This is a genomic window from Methylosinus sp. C49 (genome assembly GCF_009936375.1).
Taxonomy (GTDB): Bacteria; Pseudomonadota; Alphaproteobacteria; order Rhizobiales; family Beijerinckiaceae; genus Methylosinus.
The window spans coordinates 271,134-290,202 of record NZ_AP022333.1 but is presented as its reverse complement, the minus strand read 5'-3'; the positions used below and the strand labels follow the sequence as shown (position 1 = coordinate 290,202).

Annotated in this window: 2 protein-coding genes (1 of these 2 running past the window's edge); both read left to right on the top strand. The window is 67.0% G+C overall.

The window, feature by feature from the left end:
• Positions 1-2,096, top strand: the end of a protein-coding gene (locus GYH34_RS19380; RefSeq protein WP_161915248.1) for a non-ribosomal peptide synthetase. The gene continues 4,441 nt to the left of window position 1, outside the view; the window shows 2,096 of its 6,537 coding nt (coding positions 4,442-6,537); the start codon falls outside the window, past its left edge; the stop codon is at positions 2,094-2,096.
• Positions 2,093-19,069: a non-ribosomal peptide synthase/polyketide synthase gene (locus GYH34_RS19375; RefSeq protein ID WP_161915247.1), complete on the top strand. Its 16,977-nt coding sequence runs from the start codon at positions 2,093-2,095 to the stop codon at positions 19,067-19,069. Before GYH34_RS19380 ends, GYH34_RS19375 begins: the two co-directional genes overlap by 4 nt.

The following is a 19,069-nucleotide window of genomic DNA, read 5'->3' as shown; positions in this document are numbered from 1 at the left end:
GCCTCTGGGACCGGATCGGCGCCGCCGGAATCAGCGCTTTCCAATCCTACGAGCAGACGAATTATCCGTTGACGATCATGGCGGTTCCGCGCGGCGACGGTCTTCGCCTGCGGTTCGACTACGACCAGCGCCATTACGATGCGCCGCTCATCGAGGCGTTCGTCGACGAGCTCCTCGAAATATTGCGCGCATTGGCGCGGCGGCCGGACGGCCGGCTGTGCGAGATCGCGGCGGCGGCGCGGCGCGAGGAGACGGCCGAGCCGGCGGCTCCCGCCCTGCGGGATCAGAGCCTGACGCGAGTGATCGAGGAACAGGTCCGGCGCACGCCCGACGCCGTCGCGCTGATGTTTCGTGATCAGACCTACGTCTATGCGGAAGTGAACGCGCGCGCCAATCGGCTGGCGCGTCGCCTGCGCGCCATGGGCGTCGGGCCGGACGATCGGGTCGCGCTGTGCGTCGAGCGCACGCCGGCGCTGCTCATCGGCCTGCTCGCCATACTGAAGTCCGGCGGCGCCTATGTGCCGCTCGAGCCGACACACCCGCCTGCGCGCCTCGCCTCCATGCTCGCCCGTTCGGGCGCGCGCGTCCTGCTGACCGAAACGCAATGGCTCGATGCGCTGAGGAGCGACGTGGATCGCGAACTCTCCGTCTGGTGCTTCGATCGCGACGCCGCGACGCTCGCCGATCTCGAGGATGATGATCCAGGCGACGTCGCTCGTCCGGATCATCTCGCCTATTGCATCTATACATCGGGTTCGACCGGCGAGCCCAAGGGCGTCTCGATCAGCCGCGGCAGTCTGTTCGAGTTCCTGTCGAGCGTTCAGCGGGACATCGCCTTGCGCGCCGACGACGGCATGCTGGCGCTGACCGCGCCGAGCTTCGACATTTCGACGCTCGAGCTTTTTCTTCCGCTCATGAGCGGCGCGCGCATTGCGCTGGCGGAGCGAATGGCGACGAGCGATCCACGGACGCTGCTGAAATGGGTGGTGGATTGCGGCGTCACGGCCATTCAGGCGACGCCTTCGGCTTGGCGCATTCTCCTTCAGGCGCCAGAGATCGACGCGCTGGGCCTGCGCCTCGCGCTGTGCGGCGGCGAGGCTCTTTCCGACGATCTCGCCGTCCGTCTCGTCCGGTCGGCCGGCGAGGCTTGGAATCTCTATGGCCCGACCGAGACCTGCGTGTGGTCGCTGCGGCACCGGCTGCAGGCCGACGATCCGCGGCCGCTGCTCGGATCGCCGTTCGACAATACGCGCGCGCATGTCCTCGACGCCGAATTGAACCCGATGCCGGTCGGCGTCGCGGGCGAGCTCTATATCGGCGGCGGCGGATTGGCGCGCGGTTATCTCGGCCGCGCGGATTTCACCGCCGAACGCTTCGCGCCGGATCCGTTTCGCGCCGACGGCGCGCGTCTCTACCGCACGGGCGATCTCGCCCGCAGGCGCGCGGATAGACGCATCGAGTTCATCGGCCGCGTGGACCATCAGATCAAGATTCGCGGGTTTCGGATCGAGCCGGCCGAAATCGAAGCCTGTCTTCTCGCCTATGAGGGCGTGCGGGCGGCGGCGATAGCGCCGAGGCCGGGGCCGGGCGGATGGCTGCTCGCCGGCTATGTGGTCGTCGAGGCGTCGGCGCCGGATTGGCCGGCTCGGCTCGAGACGCATCTTCGGCGTCATTTGCCGGACCATATGGTGCCGGCGCAAATCATGGTTCTGGACGAGATGCCGCTGACCGCGAGCGGAAAGCTCGACCGTTCGGCCCTGCCGGATCCGGAACGGCGGGGTCGCGACTATCTCGCGCCTCGATCGGAGCTCGAACAGAAGCTCGCCGCGATCTGGCAGGAGGTTTTGTGCGTCGAACGCGTCGGCTCGACCGACAATTTCTTCGATCTCGGCGGCCATTCGCTGCTGGCGGCGCAGGCGACGGCGAAAATCCGCAACCGGCTGGGAGTCGACATGCCCTTCGACCGTCTGTTCGAGACGGCGACGCTCGGCGCTTTGGCCGACAGTCTGGCGCATGAAGAGATGACGCCGGACGAGATCGCGTTCATGTCGGAATTGTTGAGCGGATTCGAAGAGAGCGGAGCGGGCGAGCGATGAACGAGACGAATGGCCCCCATTCTTTGCAGCTGCACGCGATCGCGCAACGCTTTGCGGCTCTCTCGCGCGAGGATCAACGCGCATTCTTGCGCCGTCTGGCGGACAGCGGCGTCGATTTTCGTCGACTGCCGATCGTGCGATCAGGGCACAATCGGGCCCCTTTGTCGTCGGCGCAGAGAGGCTTGTGGTTCGCCCGCCAGGGCGCGGCCTATAATCTCCCGGCGGCGGTCCGCCTGAAGGGCGCGCTGCGCGAGACGGCGCTCGAGAAAAGCTTCGACGAGCTGATCCGGCGGCACGAGTCGCTGCGCACGACCTTTCGTCAGGAGGGCGAGCGCATCTTGCAGGTCATTCACGAGCCGGGCCGTTTCGATCTGCGCCGGGAGCGCCTCGGCGCGCCGCCAGTAGCCGTAGAGACGGAGCTGCGGCGACGCATCGACGAGGAGGCGCAAAGGCCGTTCGACCTCGAGGCCGGTCCGCCGCTGCGCGTGACGCTGGTCGAGCTGGCGCCGGACGATCATCTGCTTCTGGTCACCATTCATCACATCGTCGCCGATGCGGCGTCGATGCAGATTCTCATCGACGAATTCGCATCGCTCTACGCTCGCATGTGCTGCGGCGCGACGGCGTCGCTGCCGGATCTGCCGATCCGATATGCCGATTACGCGCATTGGCAACAGAGCTGGCTAGACGCCGGCGGCGCCGAGCCGCATCTCGCCTATTGGCGCGCGCAGCTCGGCGCCGAGCGTCCGATCCTGACGCTACCATCCCGTCGCAGGAAGCCTGTGCAGAGCGACCGGCGCGGCGCGAGACTCGTTGTTCAGTTCGACGACCTTTTGACGAAGCGGTTGAGGACGCTGGCGCGCGCCTGCGACGCCACTTTGTTCATGACGTTGCTGGCGGCATTCGATGTGGTCCTCTACCGCAGCACGGGACAGGAGGACATTCGCATCGGCGTGCCCGTCGCCAATCGCAATCGCGAGGAAACCAAGGGCGTCATTGGCCTGTTCGTCGATGTGCAGCTCCTCCGCGCGCAGATCGACGGCCGGCTCCGCTTCGCCGACGTGGTCGCGCGCGTGAAGGCGGCCGCCGCCGGCGCGCAGGCTCATCAGGACCTTCCGTTCGAGCGGGTGGTCGAGGCCCTGCATGGAGAGAACGACGGCGAGTGGCGGCCGGCCTTTCAAATTCTGTTCAACCATCTGCGGCATGATCTTCGCGCCTTGCGCGATCTGCCGGAACTCGAAGCCGAATTTCTGCGCGGCGACGCCTGCACGGTCAAATTCGATCTCGCGCTGGATATGACGGAAGACGCGTCCGGCCGCCTTGCGGCGACCTTCACCTACGCATCCGACATGTTCGATCAGGCCGACATCGCCGGCCTGCGCGACCATTTCGAGAATGTGCTGCGGCATGTCGTCGAAGACCGCTTCGCCACGGTGGACGCGATCGAATTGCTCGGCCGCGACGAAAAGGCGCTCTTGCGGGAGTGGAGCGATCCACTGGCGGGGATGGGGTCTTCGCAGCCGTCGCCGTCGCTTCCTGAGCTTTTGTCGTCGGTGGCGCTCGCGCATGGGGAGCGCGAGGCGGTGTGGTGCGCGGGCGAGGCGCTGACTTATGGCGCGCTGGAGCGGCGCGCCCTTCGTCTTTGCGCGCTGCTGCGCCGGCGCGGCGTCGGCCGCGAGACGCGCGTCGGCCTGGCGCTGGAGCGCTCCATCGATTTCGTTGTCGCGCTGCTCGCCGTCATGAAGGCCGGCGGGGCCTATGTCCCGCTCGATATCGACTATCCGCCGGAGCGTCTCGCCTTTCTGATGCGGGACGCCGGCGTCGCGCTGCTGCTGACCCAGAGCCATGTCGCGCCACGCCTGCCCATTCCCAACGGCGTTCCATACATCGCCCTCGACGCGCTCGACGACGTGGACCTCGCCGATGACGCGGCGCCTCCGGTCGCCGCGCATGAAGATCAGCTCGCCTATGTGATCTACACCTCCGGCTCGACCGGCGCGCCGAAGGGCGTCGCCGTGCCGCATGGCGCGCTGCTGCGCCATTGCCGGGCCATCGCCGCCGCCTATGGCATGGACAAAGGCGGCGCGCTCGATCGCGACGGACGCCAGCTGAACGAGCTGCTGTTCATGTCCTTCGCCTTCGACGGCGCGCAGGAGCGGCTATTGACCGGCTTGCTGTGCGGCGTGCGGCTGGTTCTGCGCGACGCGACGCTGTGGACGCCGGCCGAGACCTATGCGGCCTTGCGCCGCCACGCGATCGACATCGCCTGCTTCCCGCCCGCCTATCTGCAGCATTTGTCGGATCACGCGCGAATGCGCGCGGCGGCCGGCGAGGAGCCGCCGAATGTGTCGATCTACACTTTCGGCGGCGATGCGGTGACGAGGGCCAATTACGATCTGGCGCGGCAGGCGCTGCAGCCGCGCTGGCTGATCAACGGCTATGGTCCGACCGAGACGGTGGTGACGCCTCTGCTGTGGAAGGCGGATGCGCAGGAGCCTTGCGACGGCGCGAGCGCGCCGATCGGCCGGCCGGTGGGGGCGCGCCGCGCCTTCATCCTCGACGGCGACATGAATCTCGCGCCGATCGGCGCGGTGGGCGAGCTCTATATCGGCGGCGACGGGGCGGGACGCTCCTATCTGGCGCGCGGCTATCTCGGCCGCCCCGGGCTGACGGCGGAGCGCTTCACGCCGGACCCGTTCGGCGCGGCGCCCGGCGCGCGGCTCTATCGCAGCGGCGATCTCGCGCGCTATCGCGAGGACGGCGTCGTGGAATGCCTCGGGCGATCGGACGAACAGGTGAAGCTGCGCGGGTTCCGCATCGAGCTCGGCGAGATCGAGGCGCTGCTGACGGGCGAGGACGGGGTGTCGGCGGCGACGGCGGCGGTGTTCGACGGGGCTGCTTCCGGCAAGCGGCTGATCGGCTATGTGACGTCCCGCGACGGCGCGGCGCTCGATGTCGAGGCGCTGCGCGCGAACATCAAGCGCAAGGCTCCGGATTATCTGGTTCCGGCGCAGATCGTGCAGCTCGACGACCTGCCGCTGACGCCCAATGGCAAGATCGACCGCCGCCGCCTGCCGGAGCCGCGATGGACCGCGACCGGCTACATCGCCCCCCGCGACGACCTCGAAACACGCATCGCCGATATCTGGCAGAATGTCCTCGGCGTCGAAAAAATCGGCCTGACCGACGAATTCTTTCAATTGGGCGGGCATTCGCTGCTGGCGATGCAGATTGTTCTGCGCGTGCGCAATGCATTCGACGTCGACGTTCCTCTGCCGGCTCTGTTCGAGGCGCGCGATTTCGGCGATTTCGCCCAACGCGTGCGGGATTTGCGCGATCAGGCGAAAGGCGTCGCGCGCATGGCTCTGCGGCGGGCGGATCGCAACGCTCCGCCGCCCCTGTCGCCGGCGCAGAGCCGCTTGTGGTTTTTGTGGCGGCTCGAGCCGTCGAGCGCCGCTTATAATATTCCCGCCGCCGCGCGGCTGAAAGGACGGCTCGACCGATCGGCGCTGACGAGGACATTTCAATCGCTGATCGAACGCCATGAGACGCTGCGCACCACATTCCGGAGCGATGGCGGCGAACCGGTCCAGATCATCCATGATTCGCTTCCCCTCGACTTGACGCTCGAGGATATGAGCGGCCTGCCGATCGACGAGCGCGAGAAGAGCGCCCACGACCTCGCCGTTCGCATCGCGCATCTGCCCTTCGATCTCGAAACAGGTCCGCTGCTGAGCGTCTGCCTGGTCCGCTTGGCGGAAGACGAGCATGTGCTGCTCCTCGCCATGCATCATATCGTTTCCGATGGCTGGTCGCTGAATGTCTTCATCGACGAATTCGCTGCGCTCTACGCGAGTCATCGCGATGGGCGCGCGCCGCATTTGCCGCCCCTGCCGATACAATACGCCGATTTCGCCGTATGGAGCCGCGACTGGCTGGCGGCAGGCGCGGGTGCCCGGCAGCTGGCCTATTGGCGCGAGCGGCTCGGCGGCGAGGATGTCGTGCTGCAACTGCCGACCGATAGGCCGCGCCCGGCGGAACAGAGCTATCGCGGCGCCAATCTGCGTTTCGACCTCGATCCGGCCTTGACGGAGCGTCTGCGGGCGCTCGCGGCGGAGCGGGGCGTCACCCTTCCGATGCTGCTGCTGGCGTCCTTCGATGTCCTCGTCCATCGCTATACGCAGCAGACGGATGTGCGCGTCGGCATCACCATCGCCAACCGCAATCATGTCGAGACCGAGGGCCTGATCGGCTTCTTCGTCAATATGCTCGTGCTGCGCGCCGATCTCGGGGGCGATCCGACCTTCGAGGACGTGCTGAACCGTGTGAAGGAGGCGGCGCTGGCGGCGCAGGCGCATCAGGACCTGCCGTTCGAGCAATTGGTGGAGGAGCTGCGCCCGAAACGCAGCCTCGGACATAATCCGCTGTTTCAGATCGCCTACGACCACCAGTGGAAGCGCCTCGACCGCCTGGACGATTTGTCCGACCTGGCGATCGAGCCTTTCGAGCATGAAATGTGCGCTACGCAGTTCGATCTTCTGCTGCACACTTTCGAGACCGCCGGACGCCTTTCCGCCACCTTCACCTATAGCGTCGATCTGTTTGAGCGCGCCGCCATCGAACGGATGGCGGATCATTGGCGTAATCTGCTCAAGGGCGTCATCGAGCAGCCGGGCCGGCGTATCGCCGACCTGCCGCTGCTCGGCGTAGCGGAGCGCGCCATCCTCGTCGAGCAGTGGAACGACACCGACGCCGCCTATTCGAGCGAGCGCTGCCTGCACCATTTGATCGAGGCGCAGGCCGCAAGGAGCCCGGATGCGATCGCCGTCGTGTTCGAAGAAAGCTCGATCGCCTATGGCGCGCTCGACGCGCGGGCCAATCGCCTGGCGCGCAAGCTGCGCGAATTGGGTGTGGGTCCCGACGTCCTCGTCGGCGTCGCTGCCGAACGCTCGCTCGAACTGGTCGTCTCGCTGCTCGCCGTGCTGAAGGCCGGCGGAGCCTATGTGCCGATCGATCCCGATTATCCGGCCGCGCGCCTTTCCTATATGATCGAGGACAGCGGCGTTTCGCTGTTGCTTACGCAGGAGCGGCTGCTCGACTCGCTGCCGCTCGATGCGGCCGCCGCGCCTCTCGAGGTCCGGAGTCTCGATGGCATGGAAGCGGAGCTCGAGGCCTACGACGACGCCGGTCTCGACACGCTCACGGAGTCACAAAATCTCGCCTATTGTATCTACACGTCCGGCTCGACGGGACGGCCGAAGGGCGCCGGCAACACACATCGCGGCCTGATCAATCGCCTGCAATGGATGCAGTCGGCCTATGGCCTGGCGGTGGGCGACCGGGTGCTGCAGAAGACGCCGTTCAGTTTCGACGTCTCGGTGTGGGAGTTCTTCTGGCCGCTGACGACGGGCGCGACGCTGATCGTTGCGCCGCCGGGCGCGCACAAGGACCCGTTCGAGCTCGGCGAGCTCATTCGGCGCCATGATGTCACGACGCTGCATTTCGTGCCGTCGATGCTTCAGGCCTTCGTCGATTCAAATCAGCTTGCGTCGTGCCGCTCGCTGCGACGCGTGATCTGCAGTGGCGAGGCCTTGCCGTATGAGCTCCAGCGGCAGTTCCTCCGCTCGAGTCCGGCGGCGCTGCACAATCTCTACGGGCCGACCGAAGCCGCCATCGACGTGAGCTATTGGGAGTGCCGGGAGGAAGCTGGAACGTCGGTCGTGCCGATCGGCCGGCCGATCTGGAACACGCGGCTCTATATTCTCTCCGACCAATTCGATCCGGTTCCGGCCGGCGTCGTCGGCGAGCTCTATATCGGCGGAGCGGGCCTCGCGCGCGGCTATCACCAACGGCCCGGCCTGACGGCGGAGCGTTTCGTTCCCGATCCCTTCGCACGGCGGGCGGGCGAGCGGCTGTATCGCACCGGCGATTTGGCGCGTCGCCGCGCTGACGGCGTCATCGAATATGTCGGACGAATCGACCATCAGGTCAAAATCCGCGGGTTCCGCATCGAGCTCGGCGAGATCGAGGCGCGGCTCTGCGAGCATGAAGCGGTGCGCGAGGCCGTCGTGCTGGCGCGAGACGCCGCGAACGGCAGGCAGCTGGTCGGCTATGTCGTTGCCGATGAAGTGGGCCTGAAGGCGATGCAGCGACGCGATGCCGATGCGTCCGGCGTGCGCGTCGAAGAGTGGGAGACGGTGTTCGACGGCGCCTACAGCCTGGCGGACGTCGGACGAGGGCCGAGCTTCGCCGGCTGGAACAGCAGCTATGACGACAGCCCCATTCCGCCGGCGGAAATGCAGGAGTGGCTCGACGGCACGCTCGCGCGCATCGATGCGCTGAAGCCGGATAGGGTGCTGGAGATCGGCTGCGGCGTCGGCCTTCTTTTGCAGCATCTCGCGCCGCGCTGCTCGGTTTATGAGGGCGCCGATGTTTCCGGTCGGGCGATCGCCGATCTTCGCGCCTGGCTCGACAAGCGCGACGGATTCGCCCATGTTCGCCTGAGCCGGCGCGCCGCCACGCAGTTCGAAGGACTGGCGCCGCACGGCTTCGACGTGGTGCTGCTGAATTCCGTGGCGCAATATTTTCCCGACGTCGACTATCTCGTCGCCGTGTTGCGAGGGGCGCTCGACGTTCTGGCGCCGGGTGGCGCGATCTTCGTCGGCGATCTGCGGACGCTGGCGCTGCAGCGGCTGTTCCACGCTTCGGTGCAGACGGCTCGCGCGCCCGAAGGCCTCGGTGTGCGACAGCTGAAGAGCCGCATCGCCCGCGCGATCGCGCATGATGGCGAGCTCCTCGTCGCTCCCGAAATATTCTCCGAGCTCGCTTCCGTTCTGCCGCGCATCGGCGCGGCGGAGATCGAGCTGCGGCGGGGCCGCAGCGACAATGAGCTGACCCGCTATCGTTACGACGCGATTTTGCGCGCGGACGTCGAGACCGCGCGCGAGCCCTGCGAGCGCGTCTCGTGGAATAGCGGGCCGGACATGATGGCGGCGCTCGACGCCCGTCTCGCTGCCGGCGGCGAGCGGCCGATCAGGATCGAAAGTGTTCCCAACCGCCGCCTCGCCGCCGATCTGGCGCTGTGGCGGGCGATCGAGGCGAGCCAGGACGAGACGAGCGTCGAGACGCTGCGCGGCCGGATGATCGGCATAGAGCCGGAGGGGGCCGATCCGGAAAGCTTCTGGACGCTGGCCGAGGCGCATGGCTATCACGCCAAGATCGCCTGGACGCCGGATCGCGACGACGGCTGTTTCGATGTCGAATTCGCGAAGCCGCAGGCCGATGCGCGGCCGCGCGGAATGAGCGAATGGAAGCAGCCGCCGGAGTTTTCGCGTCGCTGGGACCGCTACGCTAATGATCCGATGCTCGCGAAATCCGTTCAGTCGCTCGGCGCGATATTGCGCGAGAGTCTGTCGGCGTCCTTGCCCGACTATATGACGCCGGCGCAGATTCTCGTGCTCGACAAATTTCCGCTGACGGCGAACGGTAAGCTCGACAGGCAGGCCCTGGCGGCTCCCGAGCCGGAGATCGGGCGAGCGGCCCATGTCGCGCCGGCGACCGAGCAGGAACGTCAGCTGGCGGAGATTTGGCAGGATATTCTCCAAATTCCGCGGGTCGGGCTGCACGACAATTTCTTCGACCTCGGCGGCGACTCGATCATTTCGATCCAGGTCGTCAATCGCGCCCGCCGGATCGGCATCCGCATCGCGCCGCGCGATTTGTTCCAGCATCAGACGATCCAGGCTCTGGCGCGCGTCGCGACGATCGAGAACGAGACCAAGGAGCCGGAGCCGCCGGCGGCCGGCCTCGTATATCTCACGCCGGCGCAGCATTGGTTCTTCGAGCAGGACGTCCCCGAGCGCCACCATTGGAATCAGTCGGTCCTGCTGCGGGCGCGGGCGCCGCTCGACGCCACCGTTCTCGCGGCGGCGCTGCGCATCGTCGTCGAACGCCACGACGCTTTGCGCCTGCGCTATCGTCGCGACGATCTCGGCCGTTGGACGCAGGAGCACGCCGAGACGGAGGATGCATCTCGTCTGCTCACCTTTCATCGGCTCGTCGGCGCTGATGAGATCGAGGCTGTCGCCGACGAGGTCCAGGCGAGCCTCGATCTGCGGGATGGTCCATTGATGCGCGCCGCCTCGATGGAGCTGCGAGACGGCAGCGCGCGTCTGCTGTTGGTTATTCACCATCTCGTCGCCGATGGCGTCTCCTGGCGCGTGCTGCTCGAAGATCTTCAGGCCGCTTACTGCTCTATAGAGAAGGGAGAACTCGTCGGTTCGCCGCCGAAATCGAGCTCCTTCCAGCGCTGGTCGGCGCATCTCGCCGAAGCCGCTCGCAGTGAAGAGCTGATGGCGGAGCTAGACTATTGGAAAGCGCAGCTCGGTAGAGCGGCAGCCGAATTGCCGCGCGATTTTCCGGCCGGCGACAATCGCATCGCGCAGGCGCGCCAGATCGGCATCCGGCTCGATCGCGAGCGCACGCGCCGGCTGCTGAAGGAGGCGCCGGCCGTCTATCGCACGCAGATCAACGATCTTCTGCTCACGGCCCTGGCGCGCGCGCTCTGCGCCTGGACAGAACGGGACGCGGCGCTCGTGTTGCTGGAGGGACATGGCCGCGAGGAGGTTTTCGGCGGCGTCGACGTGAGCCGCACGCTCGGCTGGTTCACGACGATGTATCCCGTCTGCCTCGCGCCCGGCGGGGCCGGCGATCTCGGCGCGGCGATCAAATCGGTGAAGGAGCAATTGCGGGCCGTCCCGAACAAAGGGCTCGGCTACGGACTGCTGCGCTATCTCGCCGCCCCGGAAATCGGAGAAGAACTGAAGAAACTGCCGCAGGCGCGCGTCACCTTCAATTATCTCGGCCAGTTCGATCAGAGCTTCGAGGGGGGGACGTTGTTCGAGCCGGCCTCGGAAAGCGGCGGCCGCACGCGCAGCGCCGGGGCGCCGCTCGACAATCGGCTCCTGGTCAATTGCCAGATCTATGACGGGGAGCTCGGCGTCGCCTGGCACTTCAGCGAGGGACAATATCGTCCGCAGACGATCGAGCGCCTCGCGAGCGCCTATCGCGCCGAACTCGAGGCGATCATCGATCATTGCGTCGCCGATGCGCAAGGCGGGGTCACGCCTTCCGATTTCCCCCTCGTGCGTCTGACGCAGGAGCAGCTCGATCGCCTGCCGGCGCCGGCGAGGCGGATCGAGGACGTCTATCCGCTCTCGCCCGTGCAGAAAGGCATATTGTTCCACGCGCTGCGCGACCCGCAGTCGCGGGCCTATGCGAACCGGTTGAGTGTCGCCGTCGAGGGCCTCGACATCCCGCGCTTCGAGCGCGCCTGGGCGGACGCGCTCGCGCGGCATGCCATTCTGCGCACCGCATTTGCGTGGCAGGGCCTGCCGGAGCCGGTGCAGATCGTCCATCGCAGCGCGCGCCTGCCGTTTCGGATCGTCGACTGGCGCAATCGCGATGCGGGGCCTAGCGACCTCGCGGCTCTGGAGCGCGAGCTCGGCCGCGAGGAGATCGACTTCCTGCAACCGCCGCTGCAGAGCCTCGTGCTGGCGCGGCTCGGCGAGAGCCGCTATCGACTGATCTGGAGCCATCATCACATTTTGATGGACGGCTGGAGCACGGCGCAGCTGATCGGCGAAGTGCTGCAAGCCTATCACGGGGGGGCCGCGCCGCCGCAGGTCGGGCGCTATCGCGACTACATCGCCTGGTTGCAGGGCCGCGACCCGGCGGCGAGCGAAGCCTTCTGGAAAGAGCAATTGCGGCTCCTCGACGAGCCCTGCCTGCTCGCCGACGTCATGAGCCGGACCGGCGCAGATGAGGAGACGGGTTATGGCGTCCTCCATGCGCGGCTCGACCCGGCGCGCACGCGCGCGCTCAAGGCCTTCGCGCAGCGCGAGCGCGTGACGCTCAACACTCTGGTCCAGGGCGCCTGGCTGCTGCTGCTGCAGCGCTATACGGGGAGGTCCGCGGTCTCCTTCGGTGCGACCGTCGCCGGGCGCCCCGCGGAACTGGAGGGCGTCGAGAGCGTGCTCGGCCTGTTCATCAACACCTTGCCGATCGTGCGCGACATGCGTTCCGAACAACGCGTCGGCGATTTCCTGCGCGAGCTGCAGGCGCATAATCTCGTCGTGCGCGACCACGAATCGACGCCGCTCTATGAAATCCAGCGCTGGGCTGGCCGCAGCGGCGAGGCGCTGTTCGATAGCATCGTCGTCTTCGAGAATTATCCCGTCGATCGGGCGCTGCGCGAACGCGCCGACGACGACCTCGTCTTCGGCAAGGTCGACAGCCGCGAGACGACGCATTATCCGCTGACGCTGACCGTCACCGTCGCCGACCGGCTCGAGATCGCCTTCGGATATCGCGCGGCATGCTTTGCGCCGCCGCAGCTCGAAGTGCTACGATCGGTCTTCGCGAGGCTCCTCGAAAGGCTGGGAGAGGACGCCGATCGCGAGCTCGGCGCGATTTCTCTTACCGATGCATCGACGTCCACCCCGCTCCAGCCGGAGCGGGCAGGGAATCGCGCCTACCCCGCGACCTGCGTTCACCGGCTCATCGAGCGGCAGGCGGGGAGGACGCCGCTGGCGCCAGCTGTGATCTGCGGCGACGCGCAGTTGAGCTATGCCGAGCTCGACGTCCGTGCGAATCGGTTGGCGCATAGACTATGCGACGCCGGAATAGGGCCCGAAGCGCTCGTCGCCATCGCCGTCGAGCGATCTTTCGATATGATCGTCGGCCTGCTCGCCATATGGAAGGCGGGCGGCGCCTATGCGCCGCTCGATCCCGACTATCCGCGAGAGCGTCTCGCTTTTATGCTGGAAGACAGTGGCGCGGCGCTGCTGCTCACGCAAAAGAGCCTTGCGCCGCTCTTGCCGCAGACCGTGGCGACGCTCCTGTTGCTGGACGAAACGCGCGGCGAACCGGACGGCGAACAGCAAGGCGCGCCCGCTGTCGAGACGCATCCCGAAAACCTTGCTTATTGCATCTATACGTCTGGCTCGACGGGGCAGCCGAAAGGCGCCGCCAATTCGCACGCCGCACTCTGCAACCGGCTTTTGTGGATGCAGGACGTCTACGGGCTGACCCCGGGCGACCGCGTCTTGCAGAAGACGCCCTTCAGCTTCGACGTCTCGGTCTGGGAGCTGTTCTGGCCGCTGATCGCTGGCGCGGCGCTCGTCATGGCGCCGCCGGGCGCGCATCGTCGACCGGCGGAACTGCGCGAGGCGATCGATCGTCACGCCATCACTACGCTGCACTTCGTGCCCTCCATGCTGCAAGCCTTTTTGGAGACGGAAAACATCGAGCGGCGCGGCAGTCTGCGGCGGGTTCTCTGCAGCGGCGAGGCGCTGTCGAAGGATTTGCAGGATCGCTTCCTACGGCAAGCCGGCGCTTCGCCCGACGCGCCCGATCTGCACAATCTCTATGGCCCGACCGAAGCCGCGATCGACGTGACCTACTGGCGGTGCCGCGCCGAGGACGGCTCGGCGGCCGTGCCGATCGGCCACGCCATCGCCAATGTGACGATCCATATACTCGACAGCGAGCTTCATCCGCTGCCGGATGGAATCGCCGGCGAGCTCTATATCGGCGGAGCGGCTCCGGCGCGCGGCTATCATGCGCGCGCCGCGCTGACGGCGGAACGCTTCCTTCCCGATCCATTCGCTCCCGGCGGGCGGCTCTATCGCACCGGCGATCTGGCGCGCCGGCGCGCGGACGGCGCGATCGACTATGTCGGCCGCGTCGATCAGCAGGTGAAGATCCGCGGGCTGCGCATTGAACTCGGCGAAATCGAAAGCCGTCTGCGAGAGCACGCGGCCGTGGGCGATGCGGCGGTCGTCGCGCAGGAAGCGCCCGCCGGAATGAGGCTGGTCGGCTATGTCACGGCGCAGGCGGAGGCGCCCCTGGAGCTCGAGGAGACACTGCGCGCGCATCTTTCGGCCTCGCTGCCCGATTACATGGTTCCGGCCCGCATCGTCGTCGTGGAGCGCATGCCTCTGACGCCGAGCGGCAAGCTCGACCGCAAGGCGCTCCCCAATCCAGATTGGACTGGCGAGGTCTATGTCGCCCCGAGGACCGAGCTCGAGGAGAAGCTGGCCGGCGTCTGGCGGTCCGTTCTCCGCCTCGAGCGGGTCGGCGTCGAAGATAATTTCTTCCGGCTCGGCGGCGATTCTATCATCTCGATCCAGGTCGTGAGCCGCGCGCTGGCGGCGGGGCTGCGGATGACGCCGAAGGACGTCTTCGAGCATCAGAGCATCGCCGCTCTGGCGCGCGCCGTGCGATGGGCCGAGAGCGAAGACGCGCCAGCACCTCCGACAGACCTGCCGCTGGTCCGATTGACGCCCGAGCAATCGCGCCTGCTTCCGCTGCCGGCAGCGGAGATCGAAGACATCTACCCGCTCTCGCCGATGCAGCAGGGCATGCTGTTTCACTCCATCGAAACGCCCGGCGCCGGCCTCTATGTCAGTCAGATGAGCGTTTCGGTCGAGGGCCTCGACGTCGCGCGCTTCGAGCGCGCCTGGGCGAGCGCGCTCGAACGTCACGCAATCCTGCGGACGGCCTTCGCCTGGCAGGGGCTGCCCGAGCCGGTGCAGATTGTCCACCACAGCGCGCAGGCGGCGTTTCGTCAGCTCGACTGGCGCGACCGCGTCGTCGGCGAAGCGGAACTCGCCGCCCTCGCGGCGGACGAGCGCCGCGCCGGCTTCGATTTCACCCGGCCGCCGCTGCAGCGCATCGTTCTGGCGCGCCTCGACGACGACCGCCATCGACTGATCTGGAGCAGCCATCACATTCTGCTCGACGGATGGAGCATTTCGCAGCTGGTCGGCGAAGTCTTCGCCCTCTACCGAGACGACGTCACTTTGCCGGCGGCGGGGCGCTACCGCGATTATATCGCCTGGCTGCAGGGACGGGACACTGCGGCGAGCGAAGCCTTCTGGAAGGAGCAGATGCGGCTTCTCGGCGAGCCCTGCCTGCTCGCCGAGTCTGCTGGCCGCATCGCCGGCGATGCGGGCGGCGGGCATGGCGCGCTCTATACGCGGCTCGATGCGGAGCAAACGCGCTCGCTGAAGACCTTCGCGCAACGCGAGCGCGTCACGCTCAACACTCTGGTGCAAGGCGCCTGGCTGTTGCTGCTGCAGCGGTATACGGGGCGGTCGACGGTCGCCTTCGGCGCGACGGTGGCCGGCCGCCCCGCCGAACTGCCGGGCGTCGAGCGTCTGCTCGGGCTGTTCATCAACACTTTGCCGATCGTCCGGCGGTTGCGCGCCGAGCAGCTGGTCGGCGATTTCCTGCGTGAGCTGCAGGCGCATAATCTCGCCGCGCGCGACCATGAATATACGCCGCTCAACGATATCCAGCGCTGGGCAGGGCGCAGCGGCCAGGCGCTGTTCGACAGCATCATCGTCTTCGAGAATTATCCGGTCGACCGCGCGCTACAGGAGCGCGGCGACCGTGACTTGCGCTTCGGACCCGTCGCCAGCACCAGCGTCACCAGCCTGCCCATGGATCTGATGGTGACCGTCGGCGATACGCTCGCAGTGGAATATCTCTATCTGCGCGACTGCTTCGAGGCGGCGGCGGTCGAGCGGCTGAAAGCGCATTTCGAGCGCCTGCTGTCGACTATGGCCGAAGACGGCGATGCGCGGCTCGGCGAGCTCGACGCCATGCCGCTGGACGAAAAGGCGCTCTTGCGGGAGTGGAGCGATCCACTGGCGGGGATGGGGTCTTCGCAGCCGTCGCCGTCGCTTCCTGAGCTTTTGTCGTCGGTGGCGCTCGCGCATGGGGAGCGCGAGGCGGTGTGGTGCGCGGGCGAGGCGCTGACTTATGGCGCGCTGGAGCGGCGCGCCCTTCGTCTTTGCGCGCTGCTGCGCCGGCGCGGCGTCGGCCGCGAGACGCGCGTCGGCCTGGCGCTGGAGCGCTCCATCGATTTCGTTGTCGCGCTGCTCGCCGTCATGAAGGCCGGCGGGGCCTATGTCCCGCTCGATATCGACTATCCGCCGGAGCGTCTCGCCTTTCTGATGCGGGACGCCGGCGTCGCGCTGCTGCTGACCCAGAGCCATGTCGCGCCACGCCTGCCCATTCCCAACGGCGTTCCATACATCGCCCTCGACGCGCTCGACGACGTGGACCTCGCCGATGACGCGGCGCCTCCGGTCGCCGCGCATGAAGATCAGCTCGCCTATGTGATCTACACCTCCGGCTCGACCGGCGCGCCGAAGGGCGTCGCCGTGCCGCATGGCGCGCTGCTGCGCCATTGCCGGGCCATCGCCGCCGCCTATGGCATGGACAAAGGCGGCGCGCTCGATCGCGACGGACGCCAGCTGAACGAGCTGCTGTTCATGTCCTTCGCCTTCGACGGCGCGCAGGAGCGGCTATTGACCGGCTTGCTGTGCGGCGTGCGGCTGGTTCTGCGCGACGCGACGCTGTGGACGCCGGCCGAGACCTATGCGGCCTTGCGCCGCCACGCGATCGACATCGCCTGCTTCCCGCCCGCCTATCTGCAGCATTTGTCGGATCACGCGCGAATGCGCGCGGCGGCCGGCGAGGAGCCGCCGAATGTGTCGATCTACACTTTCGGCGGCGATGCGGTGACGAGGGCCAATTACGATCTGGCGCGGCAGGCGCTGCAGCCGCGCTGGCTGATCAACGGCTATGGTCCGACCGAGACGGTGGTGACGCCTCTGCTGTGGAAGGCGGATGCGCAGGAGCCTTGCGACGGCGCGAGCGCGCCGATCGGCCGGCCGGTGGGGGCGCGCCGCGCCTTCATCCTCGACGGCGACATGAATCTCGCGCCGATCGGCGCGGTGGGCGAGCTCTATATCGGCGGCGACGGGGCGGGACGCTCCTATCTGGCGCGCGGCTATCTCGGCCGCCCCGGGCTGACGGCGGAGCGCTTCACGCCGGACCCGTTCGGCGCGGCGCCCGGCGCGCGGCTCTATCGCAGCGGCGATCTCGCGCGCTATCGCGAGGACGGCGTCGTGGAATGCCTCGGGCGATCGGACGAACAGGTGAAGCTGCGCGGGTTCCGCATCGAGCTCGGCGAGATCGAGGCGCTGCTGACGGGCGAGGACGGGGTGTCGGCGGCGACGGCGGCGGTGTTCGACGGGGCTGCTTCCGGCAAGCGGCTGATCGGCTATGTGACGTCCCGCGACGGCGCGGCGCTCGATGTCGAGGCGCTGCGCGCGAACATCAAGCGCAAGGCTCCGGATTATCTGGTTCCGGCGCAGATCGTGCAGCTCGACGACCTGCCGCTGACGCCCAATGGCAAGATCGACCGCCGCCGCCTGCCGGAGCCGCGATGGACCGCGACCGGCTACATCGCCCCCCGCGACGACCTCGAAACACGCATCGCCGATATCTGGCAGAATGTCCTCGGCGTCGAAAAAATCGGCGTCACCACCAACTTCTTCGAAGCGGGCGGCGACTCGATCCTCAGCCTTCGCGTGATCGCGGAAATTCGTAACTCTCCCGACATAGACCTAGACATCAAGCTGCGCGATCTGATGCAGTTTCAGACCATCGCCGAACTCGTCGTGAGACCCGCGCAATTTGCGCCGCCCCCCGCAAAGCCGGCGACGCGCGGCGCGCGGGTCGAAGACGGGGAATTCGACATGATCCCGATCCAGAGATGGTTCTTCGAAGAGGAGATGGCGGAGCCGCATCACTACAACCAGTCGCTGATGGTGAGGACGCGAGAGACGCTACGGCCCGAATTGCTGGAGGAGGCGCTGCAATCGCTGATCGCTTATCACGATTCCTTCCGCCTGCGCTTCCGCCGCGGCGAGGACGGGGTCTGGCGGCAGAGCTACGCCGACGTCGATGTGGCGCGGGCGGCGTCGATCGCAAATCCCGTGCTCTGGGTCCGGGGAGCCGAGGATGCGCGCGCGGTCGAAACAATCTCCAATGAAGCGCAACGCAGTCTCGATCTCGAACGAGGGCCTCTGCTGCGCGCCGTTTCGATGCGCCTGCCAGATGGAGGCGAACGGCTGCTCATCGTCGTTCACCACCTCGTCGTCGACGGCGTGTCCTGGCGCATTCTGCTCGAGGATCTGCAGGCCGCCTATCGACGATTGGTGCAAGGCGGGACCTGGGACGCGCCGCGCAAGACGGACGCCTATCGTCTCTGGGCCGAACGCCTGACGGATCGTGCGCGTGGCTTCGATCTGCAAGCCGAACGGCCCTATTGGCGCAAGGCGCTCGATCCGCACGGGATCGTGGATTTGCCGCGCGACAATCCGCGTGGAAAATCTCTCGTGAAGCACGGCAAGAGCGTCGGCATCCGGCTCGATCGCGAAACGACGCAGAACCTTCTGAAGGTCGCGCCGGAGGCCTATCGCACCCAGATCAACGATCTGCTGCTCGCGGCTCTCGCCATCGTTCTCTGCCGGTGGAGCGGGCAGCCTTCGGCGCTCGTACAACTGGAAGGGCACGGCCGCGAAGATCTGTTCGACGACATCGACGTGACGCGCACGGTCGGTTGGTTCACGAGCGCGTTTCCCGTGCGTCTCACGCCGAATTTGCAGACCGGCCCCGGCGCCGTGATCGGCTCCGTCAAAAAGCAGCTCGCCGCGCTTCCCCATCACGGCGTCGGCTATGGCCTGCTGCGCTATCTCGCCGATGAGCCGACGCGCCTCGAACTCGCCCGGTCGCCGCAGGCCCGCATCACCTTCAACTATCTCGGCCAGTTCGACCAGACGTTCAACGAGGCGCTGTTCGAGCCGGCGGCGGAGAGCGCCGGGGACCCCTATAGCCCGCAGGCGCCGCTCGCCAATTGGCTGGAGATCGTCGGTCGCGTCTATGACGGCGAATTGTCGTTGCGGTGTATTTTCAGCAAGCAGGTCTATCGTATGGCGACAATCGAGCGATTGATGACCTCCTACCGCCTCGAGCTGGAAAAACTGATCGGCCATTGCGTGGACATGCGCGCCGAGAAGACGCGTCCGCACCTGGACGCGGCGGCGGAGAGTTGA